This is a genomic window from Nocardia sp. CA-136227, assembly GCF_050955695.1.
Classification (GTDB): Bacteria; Actinomycetota; Actinomycetes; order Mycobacteriales; family Mycobacteriaceae; genus Nocardia.
The window spans coordinates 1,741,505-1,756,689 of the sequence record NZ_CP192081.1 but is presented as its reverse complement, the minus strand read 5'-3'; the positions used below and the strand labels follow the sequence as shown (position 1 = coordinate 1,756,689).

The window sequence follows — 15,185 nt, the reverse complement described above, 5'->3', positions numbered from 1 at the left end:
GCGGCAAGCCCCGGCCTTCGGCTACCGCAGTGCGCGCGCCGCGGCCACGAGATTGCGCAGCGACTCCGTCACCTCGGCGGTGCCGCGCGTCTTGAGCCCGCAGTCCGGGTTGACCCAGAGCCGGTCGGCCGGAACCGCTTTCAGTGCCCGCGTCAGCGCCGCCTCGATCTCCCGGACGCCGGGCACCCGCGGCGAGTGGATGTCGTATACGCCCGGTCCCACGCCCAGGTCGAAGCCCGCCGCGTTGAGGTCGTCGAGCACCTCCATGTGCGAGCGCGCCGCCTCGATCGAGGTGACGTCGGCGTCCAATCCCGCTATCGCGCCGATGATCTCACCGAACTCCGAATAGCAGAGGTGGGTGTGGATCTGGGTGCTGTCGGCGACCCCGGAGGTCGCCAGCCGGAACGCCACCACCGCCCATTCCAGGTATTCGGGCTGGTCGGCGCGGCGCAGGGGCAGCAGCTCCCGCAAGGCCGGTTCGTCCACCTGGATGATGGCGGTCCCGGCGGCCTCCAGGTCCACGGTCTCGTCCCGGATCGCCAGGGCGAGCTGGCGCGCGGTGTCGGCGAGCGGCTGGTCGTCGCGGACGTAGGACCAGGCCAGGATGGTGACCGGCCCGGTGAGCATGCCCTTGACCGGTTTGCCGGTCAGCGACTGCGCGTAGGAGATCCAGTCGACGGTCATGGCCGCCGGTCGGGTCACGTCGCCGAACAGGATCGGCGGGCGCACGCACCGGGTTCCGTAGGACTGCACCCACCCGTGCGCGGTGGCCGCGAAGCCGTCCAGTTGCTCGGCGAAGTACTGCACCATGTCATTGCGCTCGGGCTCGCCGTGCACCAGCACGTCCAGGCCGATCTCCTCCTGCAGCGCGATGACCTCGGCGATCTCGGCGCGCATGCGGGTGTCGTACTCGGCCCGGTCGATCTCGCCGCGGCGCAGGGCGGCGCGCGCCACCCGGATGCGGCCGGTCTGCGGGTAGGAACCGATGGTCGTGGTCGGCAGCGGCGGCAGGTCCAGCCGCTCCCGCTGTGACCGCCGGCGCTCCGCCGCGGGCGCCCGGTGCGCGGCCGTCGTGTCCAGTGCGGCCAGCCGGTCGCGGACCGCCGTGTCGTGCAGTCGCGCGTCGGATCGCCGGTCCAGCACGGCCGTTCGCGCGATCTCCAGCTGCTCGGCGGCCGCGTCCTGCCCCTCATGCAGGACGGTGGCCAGCAGCCGAATCTCGGCGATCTTCTCGGTGCCGAATGCCAGCCAGGACCGCAGGCGCGGCTCCAGGTCAGGCTCGGCGGCGAGGCTGTACGGAACGTGCAGCAGCGAGCAGGAACTCGACACCGCCACCGGCGCACCGGCTGCGGCGAGCGCGGCCAGCCCGGTCAGCGCCCGATCGGGATCGGTGCGCCACACGTTGTAGCCGTCGACGACGCCCGCGACCAGCAGGGTCCCGGAAAGACGCTGCGCCGCGGCGATATCCGCGTCACCGCCCGACACCAGGTCGATGGCGAGGCCCTCGATCCCGGTGTCCGCCAGCGCGGGCAGCGCCGCACCCAATCGTCCGAAGTACGAGGCCACCAGCAGGTCGGGCCGCGCGGAGACCGCGGCCAGCCGCTGATAGGCCGAACGTGCCAGCGCCAGTTCGGTATCCGTCAGATCGGTGACCAGCACCGGCTCGTCGAGCTGCACCCAGCGCGCCCCCGCGGCCGCCAGCAGGCCCAGCAGCCGCTCGTACAGCGGCAGCAGATCGGGCAGCCGATCGAGCAGCTCGCTGCCGTCCACCGACTTGGCCAATTTCAGGAAGGTGACCGGTCCGATGATGACCGGCCGGGCCGGAATGCCCAGCGCCAGTGACTCTTCCAGTTCCGCGAGCGGTTTGTCCGGGTGCAGGGTGAACCTCGTCGAGGCCGAGAGCTCCGGCACCAGATAGTGGTAGTTGGTGTCGAACCACTTGGTCATCTCGAGCGGCGCGATGTCGGCGGTGCCGCGCGCGGCCGCGAAGTAGCGGTCCAGCTCGTCGGCGACGCCGTGCACCCGTTCGGGCAGCGCACCCAGTAGCACCGCGGTGTCGAGCATCTGGTCGTAGTAGGAGAAGGTGCCGACCGGAACCGAATCGAGTCCGGCGGCGTGCACCGCGAGGAGTTGCGCGGCGCGCAGTCCGCCCGCGAGACCGTGCAGCGCGGCGGCGTCGATGCGCCCCGCCCAGTACGCCTCGATCGCGCGTTTCAGTTCCCGGTTCGGGCCGATGCGCGGCAGGCCCAGCACCGTGGCGGTGAAGGTGTTGTCAGGGTTCAGCATTGATGAACTCCATGGTCAGCAGTCGATGACCGCCGCCCAAACGAGCGTACGCTGACGGAGCCCATGCGGCATGTTTCCGTGCCCGGATCCGATCGGCGTAACGCCCAATCCACGAGGCGACGACCGCCGGATACGGCGTATCCGGCACGACGGGCAGGTCTTCGGACTCATGGGCATCGACCCGACAATCGGGTCGGCCCCGGCACGAGACCGAGGCCGGACCTACCGGCCGTCGCTTCCCAGGCATGCGCCCAGTGCTTCTGACGGCGTTCGTTCCCATTCACCGCTGCGGGACAGTCCCGGATTCCCACCGGGTTCCCTCTCACCCGGCCAGCGCGAGCGCGGGCAGCGGGCTTCGACGCCGTCGAATGGGTCAGGGGCTCCTCGACTCCACCTCCGGCGAACCAGTTGCGTTGGCGAATATAGCCCAGCGCCAGCGCGATCCCCGCACGCGCGGCGGCGTCCCATCAGGTGGTCGACCCGGGCAGGCGGATTGACCAGCGGCGATGCGCTTTCGTATGGTTGATCGACGATGTCATGAGGAATCCGGTGCAATGCCGGAACGGTCGCGCCACTGTGAGCAGCCCAATCTCCCCGCGAGACGGATGCGAGTCAGACCCTCACATCGTCGGTTCGATCGGCAACGGGGACGCGGAATCCCCCTGACTCAAAGGAGTCCTTCGTGGCTACCTCTTTCGCTCCTCGCTCCGGTGTCGGCAGCGGCGCGCTCTCCATCCCCACCACCGCGCTGTGGCTGGTCGGCACCACCCTGATGGCGCTGCTGGCGATCTACTTCATCGGTATCGATCAGGGTGCGGTGTCGGTGTTCGGCAGCGACATGCACGTGCACGAGTTCGTGCACGACGGCCGGCATTTCCTCGGGTTCCCCTGCCACTAGCACCGGGAATCGAGTAACCACAATGGAAAAGCGAATCATCGGCCGAGGGGTCCTGCTGGGCGCCCTCGGCGGATCGCTGGCGTTCGTGTTCGCCCGGATCCTGTCCGAGCCGATCATCGATCGCGCCATCGACTTCGAAGAGGGCCGCGACCACGCGCAGATGGCGCTGGACAAGGCCGCCGGGAAGCCCATGGACATGGACCACGGGGCCGAGCTGTTCACCCGCGCGCAGCAGCAGAATGTCGGACTGGGCTTCGGGATGATCGTGTTCGGCGCCGCGTTGGGCGCGCTGTTCGCGGTCGTGTACTTCCTGGCGCTGCGCAAGGCGGGCAAGATCTCGCCGCGCAATCTGGCGCTGCTGGTGTCGGGCGGCATGTTCCTGGCGCTGTACGCGGTGCCGTTCCTGAAGTACCCGGCCAACCCGCCGTCCGTCGGGAACCCGGACACGATCGAGGAGCGCACGGCCCTGTACCTGGGCCTGATCGCGATCAGCGCCATCGCGTTGGTCGCGGCGATCTGGTTCGGCCGCAGGCTGACCGCGCGCCTGGACACCTGGACCGCGGGGGCCGCCGCCGCGGCCGGCTTCGTCGTCGTGATGGGCGCGCTGCTGGCGCTGCTGCCGTCGTTCCACGAAGCGCCGGAACCGCTGCGGGACGCGTCGGGCACGATCGTGTTCCCGGGCTTCCCCGCCGACGACCTGTACCACTTCCGGCTGTACGCGTTCGCCGCCCAGCTGCTGGTGTGGGCGGTCATCGGGGTCGGATTCGCCTGGCTGGCGCCACGCCTGCTCGGCGACCGCTCCCCGGCCGCGCCCGCCGTGGCGGCATGAGCGCGGTCACCCGTCTCACCCTGGTGACGCACGCGATCACCGAGGCCGTGCGGTCCGCCCGCTTCCCGGTCGACGAACCGCTCGACCCGCTCGGGTCGCGGTCGGTCGAGCAGGCGGGCGGGCTGCCCGGCCCGGAGCCCGCGACGGTGCTGTTCGCGCCCGAGCTGCGGGCCGAACAGACCTGCCGGGCACTGGGATTCACCGGGACCCCGGAGCCCGAGCTGCGCGACCTGGACCACGGCGACTGGGCCGGTCGGGCGATGGACGATCTCGCGCCCGAGCAGCTGATGGGCTGGCTCACCGACCCGGGCTTCCACGAGCACGGCGGCGAATCGATCACCGGGTTGATCGATCGCGTCGGCGTCTGGCTGCACGGCCTGGCCGGGCGCGGCGACCGGATCGTCGCGGTGACGCATCCCGCGATCGTGCGGGCCGCGGTCCTGCGCACCCTCGACGCTCCCCCGGAGTCGTTCTGGCGCATCGACATTCCACCGTTGAGCGCCACCACCCTGCACCACCGCGGCCCGGCGTGGACGCTGCGCGCGACCGCGCACGAGCTCGCGGACTGACTTCGCTGGCAGAATCCGGGGAATGGCGCAATCCTCGGGTTCGACCACCTCTCCGGCCGTCGGCCGGGCGCTCGACATCCTCGTCCGGCTGGCGCACGGCCCGGGACCGGTCCGGGCGGCGGTGCTGGCCCGCGATCTCGGGCTGCCGCGCTCGTCGGTGTACCACATCCTGTCGGTGCTGGTGGACCGCGGATTCGTGGTCTATGTACCGGGTGACCAGGCCTACGGGCTGGGTGTGACGTCCTTCGAGATCGGCTCGGCCTATCTGCGGCACGAGCCGCTGGAACGGCTGGCGCAGCCGATCCTGCACCAGCTGGCCCGGCAGCTCGGGCAGGCGGTGCATCTGGGAATTCTGCACGGCAACGAGACGGTCTACCTCCTGAAGGAACGTCCCGGCTCGGGTCCCGCGGCGGAGGTCTCGCTGATCACCGATATCGGGGTCCGGCTGCCGTCGCACCTGACCGCGAACGGGCGCGCGATCCTCGCCTCGCTGCCGGACGCGCAGGTGAAGGCGTTGTACGCCAAGCGTTCCGACTTCCTCACCCGCACCGGACGCGGACCGCGGTCGCTGACCGAGCTGCGGCGCGATCTGGACGAGGTGCGTGCCCGCGGCTGGGCCGAGGAGGTGGAGCTGGTGACGGCGGGCCTGCGATCGGTGGGCGCGGCGGTCTTCGATCACAACAGCCGTCCGGTGGCGGCCCTGAGCACCACCTGGCGGACGCTGTCCAACCCCGAGCCGGAGGTGGTGGGGCAGGCGGTGCGGTGGGGCGCCGAGCGCCTGACCTCGCGCATCGCCGGTCAGGTGCCCGTCACGCCCTGACTCGGCGGCACCCTTGTGAGACCACTCACAGGGGTTGTATGTTGTTGTATAGACAACCGCCGCACCGGGGAGATTTCCGACGATGACGCAGGACTGGGACGACGCCCTCCACGCCCGAATGGCAGCCGAAGCACCGGCCACGGCCTACTCCCACTCCCTGCCCGAGTGGTACAAACACGACTTCGGCCCCGACCGCGCCGCCGCCGACATCGCCCGCATCGAAGCGCTGCGACCGGAGTCGTTCGACGTCGCCCTGCACGCGCCCACCGGACGAGCACGCGGACGATTGCGGCTCACCCTCTACATCGCGGGGGCGGCCGTCTCGCTCAGCCGCATCCTGCCGGTCATCCAATCCCTCGGCGTGGAAGTCCTCGACGAACGGACCTACCCGCTCGACGATTCCACCGGGAACCAGTGCTGGATCTACGACTTCGGGCTGGCCTTCGACGGCGAGCCGCCGGCGGGCGCGGAACCGAACGCCCGCTTCACCGCGGCCTTCGCCGCCACCTGGCGCGGCGACGCCGAGAGCGACGCCTTCAACCGCCTGGTCCTGAGCGCGGGCCTGGCCTGGCGTCCGGTGTCCATCCTGCGCGCCTACGCGAAATACCTGCGCCAGAGCGGATTCCCCTACAGCCCGGAACGGATCGCGGAAGTCCTCGCCGCACACCCCGATTCCGCGCGACTGCTGGTCGAGCTGTTCCACGCTCGGTTCGCGCCGGACACGCGCAGCGCAGCCGCCGAAGCCGAACTGATCGATCGCCTGAACGAGGTCATCGGCCGCGTCGTCGGGCTCGAAGCCGACCGTAGTCTGCGCGCCCTCACCACCCTCGTCCGAAACACCCTGCGCACCAACTACTTCGTGCGTGACGGCCGTGCCGAGGTGCTGTCGTTCAAACTGGACCCGCAGCACATCGGCGAACTCCCGCAGCCCAGGCCACGATTCGAGATCTTCGTCTACTCACCCCGGGTCGAAGGCGTGCACCTGCGGTTCGGCGCGGTGGCGCGCGGCGGCCTGCGCTGGTCGGACCGCAAGGAGGACCTGCGCACCGAGGTGCTCGGGCTGGTCAAGGCCCAGGCGGTGAAGAACGCCGTCATCGTGCCGGTCGGCGCCAAGGGCGGATTCGTCGTCAAACAGCCCCCGCGCCCCACCGGTGACGACGCGGCCGACCGCGCCGCACAGCTGGCCGAGGGTATCTCCTGCTACCGGCAGTTCATCGCCGGACTGCTCGACGTCACCGACAATATCGACGCGGCGACGGGTTCGGTGCTCCCGGCCCGCGACGTCGTCCGCCACGACAGCGACGACACCTACCTGGTGGTGGCCGCGGACAAGGGCACCGCGACCTTCTCCGATATCGCCAACGAGGTCGCGGCCGGCTACGGCTTCTGGCTCGGCGACGCGTTCGCCTCGGGCGGGTCGGTCGGCTACGACCACAAGGCGATGGGCATCACCGCCCGCGGCGCGTGGGAGAGCGTCGAGCGCCACTTCCACGAAATGGGCCGCGACACCGGGACCGCCGATTTCACGGTGGCCGGCATCGGCGACATGAGCGGCGACGTCTTCGGCAACGGGATGCTGCTCAGCGAGCACATCCGGCTGGTCGCCGCGTTCGACCACCGGCACATCTTCCTCGACCCGCGACCGGAGGCCGGAGTCTCCCACGCCGAACGCAAGCGCCTGTTCCAGCTGCCCCGCTCGTCCTGGGCGGACTACGACCGCGACCTCATCAGCACCGGCGGCGGGGTCTGGCCACGCACCGCGAAGTCCGTGCCACTCGGCCCGGAAGTCCGTGCGGCACTGGGACTTCCGGATTCGGTCAACGCGGCCGCACCGGACGAGGTGATCCGGGCGATCCTGCGCGCACCGGTCGACCTGCTGTGGAACGGCGGCGTGGGCACCTATGTCAAGGCGACCGCCGAGTCCCAGGCCGACGTCGGCGACAAGGCCAATGACGGCGTGCGGGTGAACGCCGCCGACATGCGGGCCACCGTGGTCGGCGAGGGCGGCAACCTCGGATTCACCGCCCTGGCCCGCGTCGAATTCGCCCGTGGCGGAGGCAGAATCAATACCGATGCCCTGGACAACTCGGCCGGCGTCGACTGCTCCGACCACGAGGTCAATATCAAGATCCTGCTCGACGGCATGATGTCGGCCGGGCGCCTCGACCGCGGCGGACGCGACCGGCTACTGGCGGACATGACCGGCGAGGTCGGCCGGATGGTGCTGCGGGACAACCGTTCCCAGAACCACGTCCTGGGCGTGAGCCGCGCCGACGCGGCCGCCCGGATCGCGGTGCACGCCCGCATGATCGCGCGACTGGAGGCCCGGCGCGGACTGGTCCGCTCCCTGGAGGCGCTGCCCGACGAGACCGAACTCGCCCGGCGCGCCGACAGCGGGCACGGCCTGACCTCCCCGGAATTGGCGACCCTGTTGGCGCACGCGAAACTCGCGATCAAGGAGGAACTGCTCGCGGGCGACCTGCCCGACGACCCCGCCCTGCACGATCACCTGCTCGACTACTTCCCCGAAACCTTGCGAGAACGCTTCGGGGACAGCGTGTCCGAGCATCCGCTGCACCGTGAGATCGTGGCGACCCAGCTCGCCAACGACGTCGTCGACCACGGCGGAATCAGTTTCGTGTTCCGGTTGGGCGAGGACTCGGCGGCCGTGGGCACGGATGTGGTGCGCGCCTACCTGATCGCCACCCGGGTGTTCGGGCTGCACCGCCTCTGGGCCGATATCGCCGACGCCGGTCTCCAGGCGGCAGTGACCAACGGTCTCGTCCGAACCACTCAGCGAGTACTCGACAGAGCAGTGCGGTGGCTGCTGGCCCACCGCCCGCAACCGCTCGACATCGCTTCCGAGACAGCCAGATTCGCACCGCGACTGGCGGCACACGCGCGCCTGGTCCCGGACTGGCTGCGCGACCGCGAACTGGCCGACCTGCACGACCGGATCGCCGGGTCGGTCGATGCCGGGGTGCCCCGCGAATTGGCCACCCGGGTGCACCTGCTGCTCGATCAGTTCGGTCTGCTCGACATCATCGAGGTCGCCGACGCCGGTGGTCACGACCCGGCCGACGTGGCCGGGCTGTACTACGCACTGAGCCAGGACCTGGGCACGGTGCGCCTGCTGCAATCGGTGTCGCGGCTGTCCACCGGGGACCGCTGGAATTCGATGGCCCGCCTGGCCCTGCGCGACGACCTGTACGGGTCCTTGCGCGGTTTGTGCCTGGCGCTCTTGTCCGACCGGACCGATCCCACCGAACCCGCGGCCGACACCATCGCGCGGTGGGCGGCCCGCAACGCCAACCGGATCGCACGCACCCGATCCACCCTCACCGAGATCTTCCGGAGTCCCGCGGCCGATGTCGCCGCCATGTCGGTGGCGGTGCGTCAGATCCGCGGCCTGGTCCACACGGCCTGATCCCGCGCGGACTTCGGAGTAGTCCCTTACGAACCTTGCACGTCGAAGGTTCCCGCGAGCCGGTAGCGGGAACCGGGGTGCAGCAGCCGAGCCGCGCTGACCAGCCGGTCTTCGGACCAGGTCCGGCGGCGGATCAGCAGGCACGGCTCCGTCTCGTCGAGCCCGAGCAGCGCGCACTCGTCGGCGGTCGGCAGCACCGCTTCCACGACATGCTCGCCCCGGCCGAGCGGGGCCACCGTCACCAGATAGGTGTTGGGCGTCGTGGTGGTGAAGTCCTGTTCGAGATAGCGGGGCGCGAGTTCGGGATTCACGAAGCGGTCCTCGAGCTGGATGGCCAGGCCGTCCTCGAAATGCACCAGCTTCGAATGGAATACGGTGCTGCCCTCTTCGACCCCGAGCTCCTGAGCGATCGCCGGGTCCGCCGCGCGCTGCTCCAGTGACACCACCTCGGCCCGGTGCCCGTGTCCGCGGTCGTGGATCTCGTCGGCGATATTGCGCACTTCGACCAGCGCCGAGCTGACCTTGCGCCCGGCCACGAAGGTGCCGACGCCGATCAGCCGATCCACCAGCCCGTCGGCGCTCAGTTCACGCAGTGCGCGATTGATCGTCATGCGCGACAGCCCCAGCGCACCGACCAGCTGATTCTCCGAGGGCAGCAGCTCGCCCTCACGCCAGCGGCCCGCCACGATCTGTTCCGCGATCATGTCCTTGACGCGCTGATACGCCGGGGCCGCGCCGTGGCTGCGAGCCGCGTACAGCGCCGCGATATCCACCTCGTCCATGGCCACATTCGTCACCTGTCCCACATCCTGCCCATCGGTGGACACCCGCACGTTCGGGACCGAGTGTATCGGCGCGGATCCGGGCAGCCGCGACCGTCACGTGTCTGAGATCCGAGAATTCTGGCCGCCGACGCTGTTCCAGGCCTCGAATCCGGACTGTTATGGGCATCACCACCAGTCAGTACACAGGAGTCCCGATGACCACCAACACCCCGTCCGGCCCCCGCCCGGTCCGCGCGCCGCGCGGCACCGAACTGAACTGCCTCGGCTGGCAGCAGGAGGGCGCCCTGCGGATGCTGATGAACAACCTCGACCCCGAGGTCGCCGAGCGCCCCGACGATCTGGTCGTCTACGGCGGCACCGGGCGCGCGGCCCGCAGCTGGGACGCCTACGACGCCATCGTGCGGACCCTGAAGACGCTGCGGGACGATGAGACCCTGCTGGTCCAGTCCGGCAAGCCGGTCGGCGTCATGCGGACCAGCGAATGGGCGCCGCGGGTGCTGCTGGCCAACTCCAACCTGGTCGGCGACTGGGCCAACTGGGAGCAGTTCCGCAAGCTCGAGGCCGAGGGCCTGATGATGTACGGCCAGATGACCGCGGGCTCGTGGATCTACATCGGCAGCCAGGGCATCCTGCAGGGCACCTACGAGACCTTCGGCGCGGTGGCGCGCAAGCGTTTCGGCGGCACCCTGGCCGGCACCATCACCCTGACCGCCGGCGTCGGCGGCATGGGCGGCGCGCAGCCGCTCGCGGTGACCATGAACGACGGCGTCGCGATCTGCGTCGACGTCGACGTGACCCGCATCGACCGCCGCATCGCGCACGGCTACCTCGACGTCAAGGCCGAAAGCCTCGAAGCCGCACTGGAATTGGCGATCCAGAAGCGCGACGCGCGGGAACCGCTGTCCATCGGCGTGGTCGGCAATGCCGCGGAGATCTTCCCGCGCCTGCTCGCCATGGGCGCGCCGATCGACATCGTCACCGACCAGACCTCCGCCCACGACCCGCTGTCCTACCTGCCGCTGGGCGTCGACGTCACCGACTGGCACCGGCGCGCCGCCGAGGACCCCGAGTGGTTCACCACCGAGGCCCGCAAGTCCATGGCCGCCCACGTCGAGGCGATGGTCGGGTTCATGGACGCCGGCGCCGAGGTGTTCGACTACGGCAACTCCATCCGCGACGAGGCCCGCAAGGGCGGCTACGACCGCGCCTTCGAATTCCCCGGCTTCGTGCCCGCCTACATCCGGCCGCTGTTCGAGGAGGGCCTGGGCCCGTTCCGCTGGGCCGCGCTGTCGGGCGACCCGAAGGACATCGCCGCCACCGATCAGGCCATTCTCGACCTGTTCCCGGAGAACGAGCACCTCAAGCGCTGGATCACCATGGCGCAGGAGAAGGTGCACTTCGAGGGCCTGCCCGCGCGCATCTGCTGGCTCGGCTACGGCGAACGCCACCGCGCCGGACTGAAGTTCAACGAGATGGTCGCCTCCGGCGAGCTGTCCGCGCCGCTCGCCATCGGCCGCGATCACCTGGACTCCGGTTCGGTGGCCTCCCCCTATCGCGAGACCGAGGCCATGGCCGACGGCTCCGACGCCATCGCCGACTGGCCGCTGCTCAACGCGCTGGTCAACACCGCGTCCGGGGCCTCGTGGGTGTCGATCCACCACGGCGGCGGCGTCGGCATGGGCCGGTCCATCCACGCCGGTCAGGTGTGTATCGCCGATGGCACCGAGCTGGCCGCCCGCAAGCTCGAGCGGGTGCTGAGCAACGACCCCGCCATGGGCGTGATCCGCCACGTCGACGCCGGCTACCAGCACGCCGCCGAGGTGGCCGCGACCCGCGGCGTTCGAATCCCGATGCAGGAGAGCTGAACCCACATGCGACACGAATCCGGGCAGTGGACGGTCGTCGACAATATCGGCGCGCTGGTCACCAATGATCCCGAGCTCGGCGCAGGACCGCTCGGCGTGCTCCGCGATGCCGCGGTGGTGCTCGGCGACGGCCTGATCCAGTGGGTCGGCCCACGGGCCCGCCTGCCCGAAGGCAGCGCCGGAACGCGGGTGGACCTGGAAGGCCGCGCCGCCCTGCCCGGATTCGTCGACAGTCACGCACATCTGGTGTTCGGCGGGGAACGGTCGGAGGAGTTCGCGGCCCGCATGACGGGCGCGCCCTACGGCGCGGGCGGCATCCGCACCACCATCGCCGCCACCCGCGCCGCGACCGACGCGACCCTGGACGCGAACATGGCCCGGCTGGTCGCCGAGGCCGCGCGGACCGGCACCACCACGATCGAGTCCAAGTCCGGCTACGGGCAGACCGTTGCCGACGAGTTGCGGAGCCTCGAGGTCATCGCCCGGCACACGCCGGAGACGACCCTGCTGGCCGCGCACGTCACCCCGCCGGAGTTCGCCGGGCGCAGCGACGATTACGTGCGGCTGGTCATCGACGAGATGATCCCGGCGTGCGCGCCGCACGCCAAATGGATCGACGTCTTCTGCGAGGAGGGCGCCTTCGACGCCGACCAGTCCCGGGCGGTGCTCGAGGCGGGCATCGCCGCCGGGCTCACCCCGCGGGTGCACGGCAACCAGCTCAGCTACGGCGCCGGCGTCCGGCTGGCCGCCGAGCTGGGCGCGGCCTCGGTCGATCACGTCACCTACACCACCGACGAGGATGTCGAGGCGCTGGCGGCGAGCAGCACGGTCGCGACCCTGCTGCCGGGAGCCGACTTCTCCACGCGCAACAAGTATCCCGACGCCCGCGCCCTGCTCGACGCGGGCGTGACCGTCGCATTGGCCGCCGACTGCAACCCGGGAACCTGCTACACCACGAGCATTCCGTTCTGTATCGCACTGGCCGTGCGCGAAATGCACATGAGCCCGGACGAAGCCGTGTGGGCGGCCACCGCGGGCGGCGCGGCCGCGTTGCGGCGCAACAACATCGGGCATATCCGGGTCGGTGCGCGCGCCGATCTGATCGCACTGGACGCACCCTCGCACCTGTATCTGGCCTACCGGCCCGGTGTGGCGCTGGTGCGCGAGATCTGGAAGGACGGTCACCGGCTATGACCGCTGTCGATCACCCGCCCGCCTCCTGGTCGGGGCGCGACGACGGCCCGGGCGCCGCCCATCTGCGCTGGCACAGCGCGATCACTCCCTACTCCCCCGAAACCCCTTCCGGAGCAAGCGTTCTGGTCGGCTTCAGCAGCGATGAGGGGGTCCGCCGCAACAAGGGGCGGACCGGAGCTGCCGCCGGACCAGCCGCGCTGCGGCAGGCACTGTCGTCCATGGCGCTCCCCTGCCCGGCAAGCGCCATGGACGCCGGTGACGTCGCGGTCGAGGACGGGGATCTGGAATCCGGCCAGCGGCGCCTGGGCGCGGTGGTGACCGAACTGCTCGACGCCGGGCACTTCGTGACGGTCCTCGGCGGCGGCCACGAAGTCGCCTACGGCAGCTATCTCGGCATCGCCGCCTCGCAGGCCGTCGCATCGGGAGCGCGCCTGGGCGTACTCAACCTCGACGCCCATTTCGACCTGCGCGGCGACTCGACACCCAGCTCGGGCACGCCGTTCCGGCAGATGGCCGAGCGCGAGGCCGAGGCCGGGCGGACGCTGAACTACGCGGTGCTGGGCATCTCCCAGCCGAGCAATACCGTGGCCCTGTTCGACACCGCCGCGGCCCTGGGCGTGCGATATCGGCTCGATGAGGACTGCACCGCCATGGATCTCCCCGGCGTGCGCGGTTTCATCGAGGAGTTCCTGGCCTCCGTCGATGTCCTGTATATGACCATTGACCTGGATGTCCTGCCCGCGGCGGCCGCCCCGGGTGTCAGCGCGCCCGCCGCGTACGGCGTGCCGCTGGAGGTCATCGAACGGGTATGTGACCTGGTCGCGCACAGCGGGAAGCTCGCCTTGCTGGATGTGGCGGAACTGAATCCCGACCTCGATATCGACCATCGAACCGCGCGTACGGCCGCTCGACTGATCCACCGGATCGTGACTCGGCGTGGCAGCACTCTAGATTAGTTGCCGTCGTGTAACTGAACACTCTTGACACAGTTGTATAGACAGCCCTATACATGTGTGAACGCACTCACAATCCCTGTCGAACTGCGTCGTGAACAACATCAGGGAGTCCGATCCGTGAAAGACATCTCCTCGACCCTGACCCGGGGTCTCACCGCCCGCCACATCCGATTCATCGCACTCGGATCCGCGATCGGCACCGGCCTGTTCTACGGCTCGGCCGAAGCGATCAAGAAGGCCGGCCCCTCGGTCCTGCTGGCCTACCTGATCGGCGGCGCGGTCATCTTCATCGTGCTGCGGGCGCTCGGCGAAATGGCCGTCCGCAACCCGGTGTCCGGGTCGTTCGGCGAGTACGCCAGCCAGCACATCGGTCCGCTGGCCGGGTTCCTGACCGGCTGGACCTACGTCTTCGAAATGGTCATCGTGCTGCTGGCCGACACCACCGCCTTCGGCGTCTACATGGGGTTCTGGTACCCCGATGTGCCCCGCTGGATCTGGGTGCTGGCGATCGTCTTCTTCATCGGCGCGATCAACCTGCTCAACGTCAAGGTCTTCGGTGAACTCGAATTCTGGTTCAGCCTGGTCAAGGTGGTCGCCATCATCGCCATGATCGCCGGCGGGATCGCGGTTCTCATCTGGGGATTCGGCATCCACGACACCAGCACCGGCCTGTCCAACCTGAACGCCGGCGGCGGCTTCTTCGCCAACGGGATCGGCGGCTTCCTCGGCTGCTTCGCGATCGTCATGTTCGCCTTCGGAGGCTCGGAGATCATCGGCGTCACCGCCGGCGAGGCGGAGGACCCCGAGCGCACCATCCCGCGCGCGATCAACACCGTGCCCGCCCGCATCATGCTGTTCTACATCCTCACCCTGGCCGTGATCATGGCCGTCACGCCGTGGAACCAGATCGGCGACGAGGGCAGCCCGTTCGTCCAGATCTTCGACAGCCTGGGCCTGAGCTCGGCCGCGACCGTGCTGAACATCGTGGTGATCACCGCCGCGCTGTCGGCCATCAACAGCAATATCTTCGGCGCGGGCCGGATGATGTACGGCATGGCCCTGCGCGGGCAGGCCCCCGCGGTGATGCGGCGGGTCTCCAGCAACGGTGTGCCGTGGATGACCGTGGTCATCATGGTGTCGGCCCTGCTGGTCGGCGTGGTGCTCAACTACCTGATCCCGGACCGGGTCTTCGTGGTCATCGCCTCGATCGCCACCTTCGCCACGGTCTTCGTGTGGCTGATGATCCTGCTGTCGCACTTCCGCTCGCGCAAGCAGATGAGCGCGGAGGAAGCCGCACAGCTGAAGTTCCCGGTGCCGTTCTGGCCGTACCTGCCGGTCGCCGCGATCGCGGGCCTGGCATTCGTCATCCTCCTGCTCGCCTTCGACGCCGACACCCGGGTGGCGCTGGTCGTCGGAGCCGTCTGGCTGGTCCTGCTCACCGCCGCCTTCCGGCTGTGGGTCCGGCCCGCAACAACCCAACCCGTTCCGGCGGCCCTCACCGATCCGGCCCCGGAAATCGCCCTGCCCTGAACAAGATTCGATAGGACACCATCACG

10 protein-coding genes, 1 pseudogene and 2 riboswitches are annotated in these 15,185 nt (G+C 69.8%); of the genes and pseudogenes, 9 read left to right on the top strand and 2 right to left on the bottom strand.

Going from position 1 to position 15,185, the window contains the following annotated elements; translation table 11 throughout:
- Window positions 1-21: 21 nt before the first annotated feature.
- Complete coding sequence (metE, locus tag ACQP06_RS07745; RefSeq protein WP_433671545.1) at window positions 22-2,286, bottom strand: 5-methyltetrahydropteroyltriglutamate--homocysteine S-methyltransferase; 2,265 nt, start codon at window positions 2,284-2,286, stop codon at window positions 22-24.
- Window positions 2,287-2,421: 135 nt separating this feature from the next.
- Window positions 2,422-2,631, bottom strand: a riboswitch (cobalamin riboswitch).
- Between the two features lie 170 nt (window positions 2,632-2,801).
- Window positions 2,802-2,928, top strand: a riboswitch (cobalamin riboswitch).
- 40 nt (window positions 2,929-2,968) lie between these two features.
- Here metE and ACQP06_RS07740 point away from each other — a divergent pair.
- From ACQP06_RS07740 to ACQP06_RS07720, 5 genes and pseudogenes are all read left to right on the top strand, one after another.
- On the top strand, window positions 2,969-3,184 hold the full coding sequence (locus ACQP06_RS07740) for a CbtB domain-containing protein (RefSeq protein WP_433671544.1): 216 nt from the start codon (window positions 2,969-2,971) through the stop codon (window positions 3,182-3,184).
- A 22-nt stretch (window positions 3,185-3,206) separates the two neighbouring features.
- Entirely contained in the window at window positions 3,207-4,013 is an 807-nt protein-coding gene (locus ACQP06_RS07735; RefSeq protein WP_433671542.1) for a CbtA family protein, read from the top strand.
- A complete protein-coding gene (locus ACQP06_RS07730; protein WP_433671540.1) occupies window positions 4,010-4,582 on the top strand; it encodes a histidine phosphatase family protein in 573 nt (190 codons plus the stop codon). Before ACQP06_RS07735 ends, ACQP06_RS07730 begins: the two co-directional genes overlap by 4 nt.
- Before the next feature lie 22 nt (window positions 4,583-4,604).
- Window positions 4,605-5,402: an IclR family transcriptional regulator gene (locus ACQP06_RS07725; RefSeq protein ID WP_379279602.1), complete on the top strand. Its 798-nt coding sequence runs from the start codon at window positions 4,605-4,607 to the stop codon at window positions 5,400-5,402.
- Window positions 5,403-5,472: 70 nt separating this feature from the next.
- A pseudogene (locus ACQP06_RS07720) lies at window positions 5,473-8,829 on the top strand (NAD-glutamate dehydrogenase); the annotation flags it as partial.
- Between the two features lie 26 nt (window positions 8,830-8,855).
- On the opposite strand, the gene hutC reads toward ACQP06_RS07720, so the two are convergent.
- Window positions 8,856-9,611, bottom strand: coding sequence for a histidine utilization repressor (gene hutC, locus ACQP06_RS07715; protein WP_433673265.1), 756 nt, complete (start codon window positions 9,609-9,611; stop codon window positions 8,856-8,858).
- Between the two features lie 197 nt (window positions 9,612-9,808).
- On the opposite strand from hutC, the gene hutU reads away from it, so the two are divergent.
- The 4 genes from hutU to ACQP06_RS07695 all read left to right on the top strand — a co-directional run bounded on the left by hutU (window position 9,809) and on the right by ACQP06_RS07695 (window position 15,159).
- The gene (hutU, locus tag ACQP06_RS07710) at window positions 9,809-11,479 is read left to right on the top strand and encodes a urocanate hydratase (protein WP_433671539.1); all 1,671 of its coding nucleotides are present in this window, start codon (window positions 9,809-9,811) and stop codon (window positions 11,477-11,479) included.
- Window positions 11,480-11,485: 6 nt separating this feature from the next.
- The gene (hutI, locus tag ACQP06_RS07705) at window positions 11,486-12,673 is read left to right on the top strand and encodes an imidazolonepropionase (protein WP_433671538.1); all 1,188 of its coding nucleotides are present in this window, start codon (window positions 11,486-11,488) and stop codon (window positions 12,671-12,673) included.
- Entirely contained in the window at window positions 12,670-13,629 is a 960-nt protein-coding gene (gene hutG, locus ACQP06_RS07700) for a formimidoylglutamase (RefSeq protein ID WP_433671536.1), read from the top strand. The genes hutI and hutG overlap by 4 nt, the downstream gene beginning before the upstream one ends.
- A gap of 117 nt (window positions 13,630-13,746) precedes the next feature.
- Window positions 13,747-15,159 carry an amino acid permease gene (locus ACQP06_RS07695; RefSeq protein ID WP_433671534.1) on the top strand — a complete coding sequence of 471 codons (1,413 nt, stop codon included), beginning with the start codon at window positions 13,747-13,749 and terminating at the stop codon, window positions 15,157-15,159.
- Window positions 15,160-15,185: the final 26 nt, after the last annotated feature.

Coding starts and splice junctions, on each gene's coding strand:
- metE (WP_433671545.1), bottom strand. CDS start 2,286: ATGCTGAACCCTGACAACACCTTCACCGCCACGGTGCTGGGCCTGCCG.
- ACQP06_RS07735 (WP_433671542.1), top strand. CDS start 3,207: ATGGAAAAGCGAATCATCGGCCGAGGGGTCCTGCTGGGCGCCCTCGGC.
- ACQP06_RS07730 (WP_433671540.1), top strand. CDS start 4,010: ATGAGCGCGGTCACCCGTCTCACCCTGGTGACGCACGCGATCACCGAG.
- ACQP06_RS07725 (WP_379279602.1), top strand. CDS start 4,605: ATGGCGCAATCCTCGGGTTCGACCACCTCTCCGGCCGTCGGCCGGGCG.
- hutC (WP_433673265.1), bottom strand. CDS start 9,611: ATGGACGAGGTGGATATCGCGGCGCTGTACGCGGCTCGCAGCCACGGC.
- hutU (WP_433671539.1), top strand. CDS start 9,809: ATGACCACCAACACCCCGTCCGGCCCCCGCCCGGTCCGCGCGCCGCGC.
- hutI (WP_433671538.1), top strand. CDS start 11,486: ATGCGACACGAATCCGGGCAGTGGACGGTCGTCGACAATATCGGCGCG.
- hutG (WP_433671536.1), top strand. CDS start 12,670: ATGACCGCTGTCGATCACCCGCCCGCCTCCTGGTCGGGGCGCGACGAC.